Genomic DNA, 13,981 nt, shown 5'->3' on the forward strand with positions numbered 1-13,981 from the left:
CGGATGGGGCTCGGGATCCTCCTCATAGGGCTCTTTCTTGCCCTTCTCCTCTTGCGCGTCCCCGTGGCCGCTGCCCTGGGGGCCAGCGCCGTTTGCGTGATTGCTGCCGGGGGGCTTGGGCTTCAGGTGGTTTCCTTCAACTTCCAGGCGGGCATTGCCAAGTTTCCCCTGCTGGCCATCCCCTTCTTCATCCTGGCTGGAGCGGTGATGGACCGGGCCGGCATCGCCGAGAGGATCGTGCGCCTTCTGCTGGCCCTCATGGGGGGATGGCGGGCGGGGGCGGCGATAACCACGGTTCTGGCCGGGATGTTCTGGGGTGCCGTGTCCGGTTCGGGCCCCGCCACCGTGGCCGCTTTGGGTGGGATTCTCATCCCCATGATGGTGCGCCAAGGGTATGCCCCGGGGTTCGCCGCTGGCTTGGTGGCCGCCTCGGCGGAGCTCTCCATCATCATCCCTCCTTCCATCGCCCTGATCGTCTACGCCACCCTGGCCAGCACCTCGGTGGCCCAGCAGTTTTGGGCGGGGATCCTTCCGGGAATCCTCATAGGGGGGCTCCTGGGTCTGGCTGCGGTCCTGGTGGTCCGGGCCCGGGGCTGGGGAGAAGCGGTGAAGGTGGAGGTGCCCCGGTTCCGCCTCTTCCTCGAGGCGGTGCCCGGGCTCCTGACCCCACTGGTCATCCTGGGGGGCATCTACGGTGGGGTCTTCACCCCCACGGAGGCGGCCGCCGTGGGGGTGTTTTGGGGGCTATTTGTGGGCTTCTTCGTCTACCGGACCCTGCGCCCCGCCCATCTCGTTCCTCTCCTGGTGGAGGCAGGAGTATCCAGCGCCGTGGTCATGGCCATCGTGGCCTGGGCGGGGATCTTCGCCTGGGCTGCGGACACCGTGGGCCTGGTGGGAAGGGCTTCCCAGGTCCTTCTGGAGTGGGCCGGGAATCCCCTGGCCCTGATGCTCGTCCTCAACCTCTTCTGGCTGGTGCTGGGGATGCTTTTGGATGCCGTGAGCATCTACTACCTGACCCTGCCCATCCTGCTTCCGGTCATGCTCCACATGGGTTGGGATCCGGTGTGGATGGGCATCGTCATGACCGTGAACATGGCCATCGGGCAGATCACCCCACCGGTGGCGGTGAACCTCTTCGTGAGCGCCCGGATTAGCGGACTGCCCATCGAGAAGATCTGGCGGGAGATCTGGCCTTTCGTCCTGGCCTCGGCGGTGGGCCTCCTCCTTCTGGCCTACTGGCCCTTCTTGCGGCGGGTGCTGTGGGGCAGCTAGGCGCGAGGCTCTTGCCCTACGCCCTGGGCTACGCCCTCTCCTACCTGTTGCGCTCCGCCAACGCCGTGCTGGCGGATCCCCTGGCCCGGGACCTTGGGCTCTCCCCGGCGGCCCTGGGAGGCCTGACCGCTTCCTTCTACCTGGCCTTCGCCCTGGGCCAGCTCCCCCTAGGAGGCCTCCTGGACCGGTACGGCCCGCGCCGGGTGCTTTTCCCCCTTCTCCTTGTTGCAGGCCTTGGTTCCCTCCTTTTTGCCCTGGGAAGGGGCTTCACCCTGTTGCTGGTGGGGCGGGGCCTGATGGGGGCCGGTGTGGCCCTGGCCCTGGTGGGGGCCATCCGGGCGTACCAGCTCCACAGCCCCCAGCGCATGGGGGCCATGAGCGGGTTTACCGTGGCCCTGGGGGGCCTGGGTGGGTTGCTGGCCACGAGCCCGTTGGCCTACGCCGGCGAGAACCTGGGCTGGCGGGGAGCCTTTTTGCTGCTGGCCCTACTGGCCATGGCCCTGGCCCTTCTGGGCCTGGGGGTAGCCCCGCGGGACCCGTTGGCAGGAGAGGACCGCTTGGGGAGGGGCCCTCGAGGCGGCCCGTCGGGTACGGCTTCCCGCGCTTTCCAAGGGGAGGGTTCCTTGGGGAGAGGTGCGGGCAGCTTGCGGGGAAACAGGGTTGTGGCCTCCATGGGCCTGGTGGCCTTCGCCTACATCGGCGGCTTTTTTGCCGTGCAGAGCCTGTGGGCCGGAGCCTATGCCTACGAGATGGGCCTCGAGGGTCCCTGGGTAGGTCGGTGGCTTCTGGTCCTAAACGCCGCCTCCATTGGCGGAGGGGTGCTGGCCGGGGTGCTGGCTGGCACACTGGGTACTGGGCGCTCCCTGGGAATAGGGGTGGCTCTATTCGGCCTGGGCCTGGTGCTTTGGGCGTTGGGCGCTCCCTTGCCCCTGGCCTACGCCCTGGTGGGCCTGGGGGGTGGTTTCAACGCCATGGTCCTTGCGCAAACGGCCTCCCTGGCTGCGGATTCCGCTGGCCGTGCCATGGCCCTGGTCAACGTCACGGGGGTTTTGGGCATTTTTGCCATTCAGACCTCCTTTGGCCTGGCCGTGGAGCGGGTGGGGTACCCCCTCCCGCTTCTGGGGCTGGCCTTGCTTCAAGGCCTCGCCCTGGTGGGCGCCACGCGGATTCACCGGGAAGCCCTTGGGAAGGGGAGCGGGCCCTAACCCCCACCCATCCTTTTCTTGGTGGGCTAGGGTTTCCACACGAACCTAGGGGTGCCTCGGGAAAAAGCCGGGCGTCCCGAGAGCTCGTCTCGTTTCTCCCCGGGGTTCTTCGGGAACCTCCGGGGCAGGTCTTGACATAATCGCGCAGGTTCGCTTAAAATCGCGCAAACGATGCCCCTAGCCAGCTTGAGACGGCAAAATCTGCTTGAGCTCCTCCGCCAGCACGGGGGTTTGAGCACCAAGGACCTGGCCCGGCACCTGGGGGTTTCCGAGGCCACGGTAAGGCGGGATCTGGCCGCCTTGGCCAGGCAGGGCCTCCTGCAGCGGGACCACGGCGGGGCCTTTCTCCCCGAGGCGGAGCCCCCCTACGCCGTGAAGCTCACCCAGAATCCCAGCCAGAAGGAGGCCATTGCCCGCAGGGCGAGCAGCATGGTCCCGGATGGGGCCACGGTGATTTTGGACTCCGGCACCACCACCCTGGCCCTGGCCCGCCTGCTGGCGGGCAGGGCCCTACGGGTTGTAGCCCTGGACGTGGCCCTGGCCCAGGCCCTGGCCCAGGGGGAGACTGAGGTCCTGCTCCCGGGCGGAAGGGTTCGGAATGGGTTCTACAGCCTGGTGGGTTCCTGGACCGAGGAGCTTCTGGGCCAGGTGCGGGCGGACATCTTCTTCCTGGGGGCCGATGCCTTCAATCCCGAGGGCATAACCAACCACACCTTCGAGGAGGCGGCGGTGAAGAGGAAGGCCATGGCGGTGAGCCAGCGCACCGTCCTCCTGGCGGACCGCAGCAAGTGGGGGAAAAGGGCCCCCGCCTTCGTGGCCCCTCTGAACGCCCTGCATCTCGTGATCACGGACCTCGAGGACCCTACCCTCGAGGCCCTGGTGCCGGTGGAGGTGGTACGTGAAACGCTTTGAAGCCCTTTTCGGACACAAGCCGGTCATCGCCATGGTGCACCTCAAGGCCCTTCCGGGCACTCCCCTTTACGACGGGGACCTGGAGGGGATCGTGAGCGCGGCGCGGCAGGACCTCCTGGCCCTGCAACAGGCCGGGGTGGATGCGGTGATGTTCGGGAACGAGAACGACCGGCCCTACGAGCTCCAGGTGGACCCCGCCAGCACCGCCACCATGGCCTACGTGATCGGCCGCCTGAAGCAGGAGATCCGGGTGCCCTTCGGGGTGGACGTGCTCTGGGACCCCATGGCCACCATGGCCTTGGCGGCCGCCACGGGGGCTCGCTTCGTACGGGAGATCTTCACCGGCCTCTACGGATCGGACATGGGCCTCTGGCAGGGAAGGGCAGCGGAGGCCCTGCGCTACCAGAGGCGGCTCGGGCGGGATGACCTCTTCCTCCTGTACAACGTTTCCGCTGAGTTCGCCTCTCCCCTGGACTCCCGCTCGCTGGTGGAAAGGGCTAAAAGCGCGGTGTTTTCCAGCCTGGCGGATGCCATCCTGGTTTCCGGCCCCATGACCGGGGAGGGGGTGAACCTGGAGCATCTGCGGGCGGTGAAGGAAGCCTTGCCCCAGGTGCCGGTGCTGGCCAACACCGGCGTCCGGCACGAGACCGTGGAGGAGATCCTTAGGGTGGCGGATGGGGTCATCGTGGGCACGGCCCTCAAGGAGGAGGGGATCACCTGGAACCCCGTGGACCCCAAGCGGGCCCGGGAGTTCATGGAGATCGTGCGGGGGGCAAGGGGGCGGTGATGATCCTCGGGGTGGATGTGGGGACGACCTCGGTGAAAGCGGTCCTCCTGTCGGGGGAGGGGGAGGTGCTGGCGGAGGCGGAACACCCCCACGCCCTCCACTCCCCCCATCCCGGCTTCGCCGAGGAGGACCCGGAGAGCTGGTGGCAGGGCCTTAAGGCCACGGTCCGCCAGGTGCTCCAGGGCCGGGATCCCCGGGGCTTAAAGGCCCTGGGCATGTCCGGCATGGTGCCGGCCCTGGTGCTCCACGATGCCCGGGGACGTCCCCTGAGGCCCTCCATCCAGCAGAACGACGCCCGGGCCGTGGAGGAGATCCGGGAGCTTAGGGAGCGCTTCGGCGACGATTGGCTCTTCGCCCGCACCGGGGCCACCTGGAACCAGCAGGTCCTGGCCCCGAAGCTCCTCTGGCTCAGAAGGCGGGAGCCCGAGGCCTGGGCAGGGGTGGCCTGGATCTCGGGGTCCTACGAGCACATGGCCTTCCGGCTCACGGGGGCCCGGTACCAGGAGGCCAACTGGGCCCTGGAGTCGGGGCTTTGGAACCCCTCCAGCGAGGCCTGGCTTGGGGAGGTGCTGGAGTACATCGGCTTGGAGGCGTCTCTTTTGGGCCCCGTGCGGCGGCCCTGGGAGGTGGTGGGGGAGGTGGATGCCCAGGTGGCCCAGGAGGTGGGCCTTCCCCATGGCCTTCCCGTCATCGCCGGGAGCGCCGACCACATCGCCGCCGCCCTGGCCTCCGGCCTCAAGGAGGAAGGGGAGGCGGTGGTCAAGCTGGGAGGGGCGGGGGACTTCCTCTATGCGGTGGACCGGTTCGCCCCCGTGCCCGAGCTCTTCATCGACTTCCACGACATCCCGGGGCTTTTCGTGATCAATGGGTGCATGGCCACCACGGGGAGCCTCCTGCGCTGGTTCCGGGATGGGTTCCGGCCCGGGGTGGGGTTTGGCCAGCTGGACCAGGAGGCGGAGGCCGTGCCCGCGGGGGCCCAGGGCCTGGTGGTCCTGCCCTACTTCCTGGGGGAGAAGACCCCCATCCACGACCCCGAGGCCCGGGGCACCGTGGTGGGCCTCACCCTCACCCACACCCCCGCCCATCTCTGGCGGGCCCTGTTGGAGGCGGTGGCCTACGCCTTCCGCCACCATGTGGAGGTCCTCGAGGCCAGGGGGCACCGGGTGGAGCGCCTTTTCGTCATGGACGGGGGTGCCAGGAGCCGGCTTTGGCGGAGGATCCTGGCCAGCGTCCTGGAAAGGCCCCTGGAGAGGCTTTCTGAAGCGAACCTGGGTAGCGCCTTCGGCACCGCCTTCCTGGCGGGGGTGGCCGTAGGGCTTTGGGGGTACGGGGATATAAGGCGCAGGGTAGAGGAGGTGACGGAGCCCGTGGGGGAGTGGGTCCCTGTTTACCGGGAACTTTACGAGGTCTACCGGGAACTCTACGGCCGCCTCAAGGACCTCTACCCGCGCCTGGGAGGTAAGTATGCCTAACGCCCTGGTGACGGGTGCGGGTACCGGCATCGGCAAGGCCATCGCCAAGCGGCTGGCCCGGGATGGCTTCAAGGTGTGGGTCACGGACCTGGATGGGGAACGGGCCAAGGCGGTGGGGGAGGCCTTGGGGATGCCCTATCTGCCCCTGGACGTGACCTCGAGGAAGGACCTGGAGGCCGCCCGGGACAGGGTGTTCCGGGAGGACGGCCGGCTGGACGTCCTGGTGGCCAACGCCGGGGTGTCCACCATGAACCGCTTTCTGGACCTGACGGAGGAGGAGTGGGACTTCAACCTCACCGTGAACGCCAAGGGCACCTTCCTCACCCTGCAGACCTTTGCCCGGGCCATGGGGCACCAACCCTTGATGCCGGGACGGGAGCTTAGGGGAAAGATCATCGCCACCGCCTCCATGGCCGCCCGGCAGGCGGCCCCCCTCCTGGCCCACTACACCGCCAGCAAGTTCGCCGTCTTGGGCCTGGTGCAGGCGGTGGCCAAGGAGCTCGCCCCCTACCGGATCACGGTGAACGCCGTCAACCCGGGGTTTGTGCGCACCTCCATGCAGGAGAGGGAGGTTCTCTGGGAAAGCCAGCTTCGCGGCATCTCCCCGGAGGAGGTGGTCCAGGAGTACATCCGCCAGACCCCCTTGGGCCGGCTGGAGCTGCCCGAGGACGTGGCCAAAGTGGTGAGCTTCCTGGCGGGTCCGGACTCGGACTTCATCACCGGGGAAGCGGTGGAGGTGAACGGCGGTGCCTGGATCTTCTAGGGGGATGAGGTGGCTGGCCCACGGGGCCCTGTGGCTTTTCAGCCTGCTCTTCCTCCTGCCCCTGCTCTGGACCCTGCGGAGCGCCCTCCTCCCCGAGGGGCTGGCCTACGCCCTGCCCCCCGCCTTCGGACCCTGGACCCTGGAGAACTTCCGGAATGTCCTCGAGGGGCCTTTTGGAAAGGCCTTTCGCAACAGCTTCCTGGTGGCCATCTCCGTGGTGCTCCTAGGCCTGCCCCTGGCGGCGGGCCTGGGGTATGCCCTGGCCCGCTACCGGGTGGGAGGGCACGGGCTGCGCTTCGCCGTGCTGGCCACCCAGATGCTCCCCCCCATCGTCCTGGCCCTGCCCCTCTTCGCCCTCATGCGCCTCTTCGGCCTGTCGGGGACCCTTTGGGCCCTGGTGCTCTCCTACCTGGCCTTCGCCCTTCCCTTCATGGCCTGGTTGCTCCTGGGGTTTTTCCAGAACCTTCCCCGGGAGCTGGAGGAGGCGGCCTACGTGGATGGGGCCACGCCCTTCCAGGTGTTCTTCCGCGTGGTGCTGCCCTTGGCCACCCCCGGGCTCTTTGCCGCCGGCATCCTGGGCTTCTTGCTCTCGTGGAACGAGTTCCTCTTCGCCCTACTCCTTTCGGGCCGGGACACCCAGACGGTACCCGTGGCCCTGTCCACCTTCGTCACCCAGCGGGGGGTGCTCTTCGCCCAGGTGGCGGCGGGGGTGGTGCTTTCCGTTCTTCCTGTGGCCCTTCTCGCCCGCATGGTGGACCGGTATCTGGTGGAGGGTCTCACCCTGGGGGCGGTGAAGTGAAGGAAGGAGGTGGGCTGGCATGAAAAGGTGGCTGGTGGTGTGGTTGGCTCTCGGGCTTGGGGCCTCCCTGGCCCAGGGGGTGGTGCTTCGGGCCCTGATGGAGGACGTGCCGGAAACCCGGATCATCGAGGCGCTCCTCCCCGAGTTCGAGCGAGCCACGGGCATCCGGGTGGAGTTCGAGAAGGTCCAGTACGGGGCCATGCACGACAAGCTGGTGGCCCAGTTCCTGGCCCCGGAAAACGCCTACGACTTCCTGGAGGTGGACTTCCTCTGGGCGGGGGAGTTTCCCGCCGCCGGGTGGCTTGAGCCCCTGGAGCCTTATGTGAAGGCCTCGGGCTTCGACCTCTCCGTCTACTACCCCTCCATGCTGGACCTGGTGGGGTACTACCAGGGGAAGCTCTACATGATCCCCATGTACAACTACGCCATGGGGCTCATCTACCGCAAGGACCTGCTGGAGCGCAAGGACCTCAAGGACCGCTTCCAGGCCCAGTACAAGCGCCCTTTGGCCCTGCCCCGCACCCTGGAGGAGTACGTGGACCTCTCCCTCTTCATGGCCAAAAACGCCGGGGTTTCCGGGGCCGCCATGCAGGGGCAGCGGGGGGACCCCAACTTCATGGAGTTCTCCAACTACCTCTTCGCCGCCGGGGGGGATTACGTGGACCGCAACTGGCGGGTGACCCTGAATAGCCCCCAGGGGGAGAAGGCCCTGAGCCTGTACGTGAGGAACATCCGGGAGGCGGCGCCCAAGGGGGCCCTGAACTTCAACCTGGACGACACCTTCCGGGTCATGTGCCAGGGCCAGGCCTTCAGCATGGTCACCTACTGGTGGATGCTTCCCCAGCTGGACGACGCCAAACAGTGCCCCAAGGTGGCGGGCAAGGTGGCCCTGGCCCCCATGCCCGGAGGAGCAGGGGTGAACGGGGGGTGGGGCTGGGCCATCCCCAAAAACAGCCGCAACAAGGAAGCGGCCTGGAAGTTCATCTCCTGGGTGGAGTCCAAGGAGATCGTCAAGAAGCGTGCCCTGATGGGCCACGCTCCCACCCGCAAGGATGCCTTCCAGGATCCGGAGGTGCTGAGGAAGTACCCCTACTACCGCCAGGCGGAGGCCATCATCGCCAAGGCCAAGAAGGTGCCCATCTTCGCCTACACGGCGGAGATGGAGGACGTGGTGGGCCGGGAGATCAGCCTGGCGGCGGCCGGACAGAAGGCGGTTAAGCAGGCCCTACAGGATGCGGCCAAGGGCCTCGAGGGGCTCTTGCGGAAGGCGGGGCTTCTCCGCTGAGGAGGCGGGAGATGGGGCAGAGGGGGGTGGCCTGGTTCCTGGCCCTTCCGGGACTGGCGGTCCTGGGTGGGGTGGTGGGCCTCCCCCTTCTGTACGCCCTCTTCCTCTCCCTGACCGGCTACAGCTTCCTCAGGCCAAGCTACGACTGGGTGGGGCCCGCCCGGTACCAGGAGGCCTTCCGCGACCCCTATTTCCTCCATGCCCTGGGCCTCACCGCCTTGTACGTGGCTGTTACCGTGGGCCTCACCCTGGTGCTGGCCCTGATCCTGGCGGTGCTCCTGCAGCAGAACCTGCCCTGGAAGGGGTTTCACTACTTCGTGGTGAGCCTGCCCATGCTCATCGCCCCGGTGGGGGTGGGGCTCATATGGAAGATGATCCTGCACCCGGAGCTGGGGATTCTCTCCTACCTCTTCGGGAAGGTGGATTTCTTTGGGGATGCCCGCTACGCCCTCTTTTCCCTGGCCCTGGTGGACGTGTGGCAGCAGGTGTCCTTTGCCGCCCTGGTGCTCCTGGCGGGCCTGAGGAGCCTGCCCAAGGAGCCCCTGGAGGCCGCCTACGTGGACGGGGCCACCCCCTGGCAGGCCTTTTTGCGGGTGACCCTACCCCTCCTCCGTCCCGTGCTGGTGGTCCTTCTCATCCTGCAGACCCTGGCGGAGGTGCGCACCTACGACCTGGTCTACGTGCTGACCCGCGGGGGGCCCGGTTCCGCCACGGACCTGGTGAGCTACTACATCTACCGCAAGGCCTTTTTGGGCCTGGACCTCTCCGGGGCCAGCGCCATGGGCTACCTCCTCCTTCTCCTCACCCTGGCCCTGGTGGCGGCCTACTACCGGCTCCTGACGCGGGGCTGACAAGTCCTTGGGAAGGTGGTGTGCGGTGGTGGAGCTTTTGGGGGTGCGAAAGCGCTACGGCGAGGTGGTGGCCGTGGACGGGGTGGACCTGGGGCTTAAGGAGGGGGAGTTCTTCACCCTGCTGGGCCCCTCGGGGTGCGGCAAGACCACCACCCTGCGCCTGGTGGCGGGGTTCGAGGCGCCCGATGCCGGGGAGGTGCGCATCGGGGGGGAGCGGGTCAACAGCCTTCCCCCCGAGCGGAGGCCCATCGGCATGGTGTTCCAGAACTACGCTCTCTTTCCCAACATGACCGTATTCGGGAACGTGGCCTTTCCCTTGAGGCTGAAGGGGCTTCCCGAGAGGGAGGTGCGCCGCAAGGTGGGGATGCTCCTGGAGATGGTCCACCTGGTGGGCCTCGAGGGGCGCTACCCCAAGGAGCTCTCCGGGGGCCAGCAGCAACGGGTGGCCCTGGCCCGGGCCCTGGCCCGGGAGCCCAAGGTACTCCTTTTGGACGAGCCCCTCTCGGCTCTGGATGCCAAGATCCGGGAGGAACTGAGGGGGGAGCTTAAGCGCCTGCAGAGGGAAACAGGCCTCACCACCCTGTACGTGACCCACGACCAGGAGGAGGCCCTGGCTCTTTCCGACCGTATTGCGGTGATGCGGGAGGGAAGGGTGGAGCACCTGGGGACCCCCAGGGAGATCTACGAGGAGCCCGCCACCCCCTTCGTGGCCGCCTTTGTGGGAACCGGGGTCCTGGTGCCCGGGGAGGCCCGGGAGGGCCTGTTCCACCGGGACCGGCCCTGGCCCGTGCGGGTCAAGGGGGAGGGCCCGGGGTTCCTGCTCCTGCGACCCGAGCGGCTCCGCCTGGCGGTAGATGAGGAGGGGGGGTTCCTGGAGGGCACGGTGGTGCTGGCCACCTACCTGGGGAGCCTGGTGCGCCTGGAGGTGGAGGTGGAGGGCCTGGTGCTGAAGGTGGACCTGCCCCCCGGCAGGGTGCCCGCCCTGGGGGAAAGGGTCCGCCTGGGGCTTCCCGAGGAGGCCCCCTTTGTACGGGAGGAGCGATGAGGCTGGGTTTTCGTCCCCCTAAGGATCCTGCGGCCTTCCTGGACTACGCCAGGGGTTTGCTTAACCGCTACCAGTTCATAGAGGTTCCCGGTTCCGCTGCGTTGGAGCTCTTCGACGCCGCGCAGGAGGCTCGGTCCATGGGCTACGCCCTTACCTTCCACGCCCGTTACATGGACCTGTATCCCGGCTCTGGGGTTCCCGAGATCCGCCAGGTCTCCTTAAGGGTGCTCCGGGAGGATCTGGAGCGGGCCGCCCAAATGGGGGCCTTTCTGGTTAACCTGCATGCGGGCAACCTTCCCTGGACCGACTACCCGCCCCCCGGCCTCTCCCCGGCCCACGAGGCCCTGAGGGAGCAGGAGGAAAAGCTTAGGCGGGAGTATCTGGAAAGGGCCCTCGAGGGTCTGGCGGAGCTCGCCCTGCTGGCTTCGGACCTGGGCCTTAGGCTTACCCTGGAGAACCTTCCGGCTCCCCAGGAGGTTCCCAGGACCCCGGAGGAGATGGCCTTCTTCCTCCAGGTGCCCCAGCTGGAGTTCTGCCTGGACCTGGGCCACGCCCGTATGGCGGGACAGGACCCCATGGCCTTCGTGAAAGTCCTGGGAACCCGGTTGGTCCACGTTCACGCCCACGCAAACGACGGACGGTACGACCTGCACCTGCCCCCAGGCCCGGAGGACCTAAGGGCCTTTGCCGGGAAACCCTGCACGGTGCTGGTGGAGCTTCCCCCCCGGAACGCATCGGAATACCTGGAGGTGTACGGCAGGTTGGCCTCAACGGGGCTGGTCCCCGAGGCAATGGGAGGTGAAGGATGAAGCGGCAAGCGGTTTGGATTCTAGCCGGTATAGGGGCCCTGGTGCTGGGCTCCCTGGCCCTCAAGGGTGGGGCCTTGGCCCAGGCGGGTGCGCAGCTTCCCCCGGAACTGGACACCCCTTACATCCGCGACCTGGCGCAGAAGGCCCGGGCGGAGGGCGGGGTCATCAACAGCTACGGCATGCCCAACGACTGGGCTAACTACGGGGGCATCTACGCCGAGTTCCAGCGGCTTTTCGGCATCCGCCAGCAGGACATCGACATGGGTAGCGCCGTGGTCTTGGCCCGCATGCGGGAGGAGAAGGCCAGCAAAAACGACGTGGCCGATCTGAAGCCGGCCTTCGCCATGACCCTGGCGGAGGAAGGGCTCACCTTGCCCTACAAGGTCACCTCCTGGGATGCCCTTCCGGAAGGGCAGAAGGGCGTGGGCAAGGATGGCTCCGCCTGGTACACGGGGTACAAGGGCACCCTGGGTTGGATCGTGAACACCCGGCTGGTCAAGAAGGTGCCCAGGACCTGGAAGGAACTGGAAAGCCCCGAGTACAAGGGCCTGATCCAGTACATGGACCCCAGGGCCACCGGCACCGGGGTAGCCACCATCATGAGCGCCGCCTACGCCCTCAGCGGGGATCCCTACAACTACAAGGCGGGGGTGGACTTCTTCGCCAGGCTTCACAAGCTGGGGGTGATCGGGGCGGTGGAGGCCAAGGTGACCACCGCCAAGTTTGAGCGGGGCGAGGTGGGGATCTTCATCAACTACGACTACAACCTTCTGGCCTGGAAGGAGCGCTTCCCCTTCCCCACGGAGGTGGTGATCCCCCAGGACGGCACCTTGGCCAACGGGGGAGGGATCGTTGCCGCCCGCAATGCCCCACATCCCAACACCGCAAGGCTCTTCCTGGAGTTCATCTTCTCCAAGTACGGGCAAAGCCTGTTCGCCAAGGCCTTTGTGTCCCCCATCCGTCCCGACGTGGAGCTGCCCAAGGACATAGCGGCCAAGTACCCGCCTAAGAGCGCCTACGCCAAGGTGAAGTTCGTGGACTACAAGCGAGAGGAGGCGGTTTCCGAGGCCCTGCAGAAGTACTACGGGGAGACCATCCGTTAGGGGGTGACGGGTGCGCGGCGAGCGCTTCTTGCTCCTTCCCGGGCTTCTCTTTCTCCTCCTCTTCTTCGCCTATCCCCTCTTTTCCATCGTGGAGCGGAGCCTCGCCGCCCCCGAGGGCCTGACCCTGGCCCGGTACGCCAAGGCCCTCACGGCTCCCGCCTACCTGGAGGCCTGGCGGAACTCGGTGGTCTTTGCCACCCTGTCCACCCTGGTGGCCGCTCTGGGCGGTCTTTTCCTCGCCTACTGGACCAGCAAGCTTCCCCTTCGGTGGAAGGGGTTTTTGATGAGCCTCTACGCCATCCCCGTCTCCCTGTCCGGATTGGTGGTGGCCTTCGGCTTCATCGTGCTTCTGGGAAGGAATGGGGTGCTGAACCAGATTTTTGCCTCCTTAGGGTGGCCCCGGTTTGACCTCTACTCCTGGGCAGGGTTGTTCTCGGTGTTTCCCTTCTACAACATCCCCCTCTTCGCCCTTGCCCTCATGCCCCTCCTGGAGAGCGTGGGCCGGAGCCTGATGGAGGCCGCCCGGGCCTCGGGGGCCACGCCTTTCCAGGCCTGGGTACGGGTCCTCCTGCCCGCCCTGATGCCGGGGATCCTGGCGGGGAGCAGCATCGTCTTCGCCGGGATGATGGGGGCCTTCGGCACGGCCCTGGCCCTCACGGGCTTTGCCAAGAACCTTCTCTCCTTGCAGATCTACAGCCTGGTGGCGGAGAGCACCTTTGACCTGCCCCTGGCTGCCGCCTTGTCCGTAGTCCTCATGGCCTCCACGGGGGTGGGGCTCTATCTGCTCGCCCTTTGGGAAAGGAGGTACCGGCGATGAGGGCTTTGGGCTGGCTATTTTTTGCCTTCCTCCTCCTATACCTCATCCTGCCCATGCTGGCCCCGGTGGTCTACTCCTTCAGCCGCATGTGGCTGGACGTGCTTCCCGAGGGATTCACCCTGGACTGGTATGCCCGGATCGCCAGGGATCCCAGGTACGTGGAGGCGGGCCTCCTCTCCCTGCGGATTGCCCTCATGGCCGTGGCCATCAACATCCTGGTGGGGGTGCCCACCGCCTACGCGGCCTACACCTGGGCGGGGCGGGCGGGGGAAGGGCTGAGGCGGCTTTTGCAGGTTTTGCCCCTTCTGGTGCCCCCCCTGGTGGTGGGCCTGGGGTTTCTCCTGGCCTTCAACCGTCCACCCCTTTCCCTGTCGGGAACCTTGTGGATCGTGGTGCTGGGGCATGCGGCCTTGGGGTTTCCCTTCTTCTTCCGCACGGTGTACGCGGGGTTGGCGGGCCTCGAGGTGGGCCTCCTCATGGAGGCGGCGCGGGCCTCGGGGGCGGGGCTTTGGGCCAGGCTGCGGTACGTGCTGGTGCCGAACCTGGTGCCCGCCGTGCTCTCGGGAAGCCTGGTGGCCTTTGCCATCTCCATGGGGGAGTTTGAGATCACCAGCATGGTGGCGGGGTTTGGCACCATCACCCTGCCCCTCCTCCTTTTCCAGAGCCTGCGCGAGGACTTCCGGGCGGCCAGCGCCGTGGCGGCGGTCCTTCTCTACGTCACCCTTCTCGCCTTGGTGGGACTTAGCCTCCTGAGGCGGCGTTAAGGGTTTCGCACCCAGTTACTAGTAGCATTTACGGATAACCATCGCAGTTTTCAGGCGTTTGAGTGGCCCATATCACCTTCCGTCCTGCTGTGCACTT

The 13,981-nt window shown here is 67.1% G+C and carries 14 protein-coding genes; all 14 read left to right on the forward strand.

Features of this window, described 5'->3' with window-relative positions; genetic code table 11:
* The first annotated feature begins 3 nt into the window (after positions 1–3).
* The 14 genes from KQ693_RS09050 to KQ693_RS09115 all read left to right on the forward strand — a co-directional run bounded on the left by KQ693_RS09050 (position 4) and on the right by KQ693_RS09115 (position 13,884).
* Positions 4–1,272, forward strand: coding sequence for a TRAP transporter large permease (locus KQ693_RS09050; protein WP_135255925.1), 1,269 nt, complete (start codon positions 4–6; stop codon positions 1,270–1,272).
* Positions 1,260–2,477, forward strand: a complete 1,218-nt coding sequence (locus tag KQ693_RS09055) for an MFS transporter (protein WP_267261008.1) — start codon at positions 1,260–1,262, stop codon at positions 2,475–2,477. The genes KQ693_RS09050 and KQ693_RS09055 overlap by 13 nt, the downstream gene beginning before the upstream one ends.
* A gap of 171 nt (positions 2,478–2,648) precedes the next feature.
* Positions 2,649–3,389: a DeoR/GlpR family DNA-binding transcription regulator gene (locus KQ693_RS09060; protein ID WP_267261009.1), complete on the forward strand. Its 741-nt coding sequence runs from the start codon at positions 2,649–2,651 to the stop codon at positions 3,387–3,389.
* Positions 3,376–4,176 (forward strand): BtpA family protein, encoded by an 801-nt coding sequence (locus tag KQ693_RS09065; RefSeq protein ID WP_267261010.1) that lies wholly within the window; start codon positions 3,376–3,378, stop codon positions 4,174–4,176. Before KQ693_RS09060 ends, KQ693_RS09065 begins: the two co-directional genes overlap by 14 nt.
* Complete coding sequence (locus KQ693_RS09070) at positions 4,176–5,648, forward strand: FGGY-family carbohydrate kinase (protein WP_267261011.1); 1,473 nt, start codon at positions 4,176–4,178, stop codon at positions 5,646–5,648. The genes KQ693_RS09065 and KQ693_RS09070 overlap by 1 nt, the downstream gene beginning before the upstream one ends.
* On the forward strand, positions 5,641–6,411 hold the full coding sequence (locus KQ693_RS09075) for an SDR family NAD(P)-dependent oxidoreductase (protein ID WP_267261012.1): 771 nt from the start codon (positions 5,641–5,643) through the stop codon (positions 6,409–6,411). Before KQ693_RS09070 ends, KQ693_RS09075 begins: the two co-directional genes overlap by 8 nt.
* 4 nt (positions 6,412–6,415) lie before the next feature.
* Positions 6,416–7,210: a carbohydrate ABC transporter permease gene (locus KQ693_RS09080; protein WP_267261013.1), complete on the forward strand. Its 795-nt coding sequence runs from the start codon at positions 6,416–6,418 to the stop codon at positions 7,208–7,210.
* A 19-nt stretch (positions 7,211–7,229) separates the two neighbouring features.
* Positions 7,230–8,495, forward strand: coding sequence for an extracellular solute-binding protein (locus KQ693_RS09085; protein WP_267261014.1), 1,266 nt, complete (start codon positions 7,230–7,232; stop codon positions 8,493–8,495).
* A gap of 11 nt (positions 8,496–8,506) precedes the next feature.
* Positions 8,507–9,346, forward strand: coding sequence for a carbohydrate ABC transporter permease (locus KQ693_RS09090; protein ID WP_135255932.1), 840 nt, complete (start codon positions 8,507–8,509; stop codon positions 9,344–9,346).
* 25 nt (positions 9,347–9,371) lie between these two features.
* The gene (locus tag KQ693_RS09095; protein WP_267261015.1) at positions 9,372–10,391 is read left to right on the forward strand and encodes an ABC transporter ATP-binding protein; all 1,020 of its coding nucleotides are present in this window, start codon (positions 9,372–9,374) and stop codon (positions 10,389–10,391) included.
* Entirely contained in the window at positions 10,388–11,200 is an 813-nt protein-coding gene (locus tag KQ693_RS09100; RefSeq protein WP_267261016.1) for a sugar phosphate isomerase/epimerase family protein, read from the forward strand. The genes KQ693_RS09095 and KQ693_RS09100 overlap by 4 nt, the downstream gene beginning before the upstream one ends.
* Positions 11,197–12,303 (forward strand): extracellular solute-binding protein, encoded by a 1,107-nt coding sequence (locus KQ693_RS09105; protein WP_135255935.1) that lies wholly within the window; start codon positions 11,197–11,199, stop codon positions 12,301–12,303. The genes KQ693_RS09100 and KQ693_RS09105 overlap by 4 nt, the downstream gene beginning before the upstream one ends.
* Positions 12,304–12,313: 10 nt before the next feature.
* Positions 12,314–13,120, forward strand: coding sequence for an ABC transporter permease (locus tag KQ693_RS09110; RefSeq protein WP_267261017.1), 807 nt, complete (start codon positions 12,314–12,316; stop codon positions 13,118–13,120).
* Complete coding sequence (locus tag KQ693_RS09115) at positions 13,117–13,884, forward strand: ABC transporter permease (protein ID WP_267261018.1); 768 nt, start codon at positions 13,117–13,119, stop codon at positions 13,882–13,884. The genes KQ693_RS09110 and KQ693_RS09115 overlap by 4 nt, the downstream gene beginning before the upstream one ends.
* The last annotated feature ends 97 nt before the right edge of the window (positions 13,885–13,981 follow it).

The sequence above is a fragment of the Thermus brevis genome, from assembly GCF_026427635.1.
Classification (GTDB): Bacteria; Deinococcota; Deinococci; order Deinococcales; family Thermaceae; genus Thermus; species Thermus antranikianii.

Bases quoted from the DNA above. Each gene is read 5' to 3' on its own strand.
- KQ693_RS09085 (WP_267261014.1), top strand. From the start codon at position 7,230: ATGAAAAGGTGGCTGGTGGTGTGGTTGGCTCTCGGGCTTGGGGCCTCC.
- KQ693_RS09060 (WP_267261009.1), top strand. From the start codon at position 2,649: ATGCCCCTAGCCAGCTTGAGACGGCAAAATCTGCTTGAGCTCCTCCGC.
- KQ693_RS09050 (WP_135255925.1), top strand. From the start codon at position 4: ATGGGGCTCGGGATCCTCCTCATAGGGCTCTTTCTTGCCCTTCTCCTC.
- KQ693_RS09070 (WP_267261011.1), top strand. From the start codon at position 4,176: ATGATCCTCGGGGTGGATGTGGGGACGACCTCGGTGAAAGCGGTCCTC.
- KQ693_RS09100 (WP_267261016.1), top strand. From the start codon at position 10,388: ATGAGGCTGGGTTTTCGTCCCCCTAAGGATCCTGCGGCCTTCCTGGAC.
- KQ693_RS09115 (WP_267261018.1), top strand. From the start codon at position 13,117: ATGAGGGCTTTGGGCTGGCTATTTTTTGCCTTCCTCCTCCTATACCTC.
- KQ693_RS09105 (WP_135255935.1), top strand. From the start codon at position 11,197: ATGAAGCGGCAAGCGGTTTGGATTCTAGCCGGTATAGGGGCCCTGGTG.
- KQ693_RS09075 (WP_267261012.1), top strand. From the start codon at position 5,641: ATGCCTAACGCCCTGGTGACGGGTGCGGGTACCGGCATCGGCAAGGCC.
- KQ693_RS09080 (WP_267261013.1), top strand. From the start codon at position 6,416: ATGAGGTGGCTGGCCCACGGGGCCCTGTGGCTTTTCAGCCTGCTCTTC.
- KQ693_RS09090 (WP_135255932.1), top strand. From the start codon at position 8,507: ATGGGGCAGAGGGGGGTGGCCTGGTTCCTGGCCCTTCCGGGACTGGCG.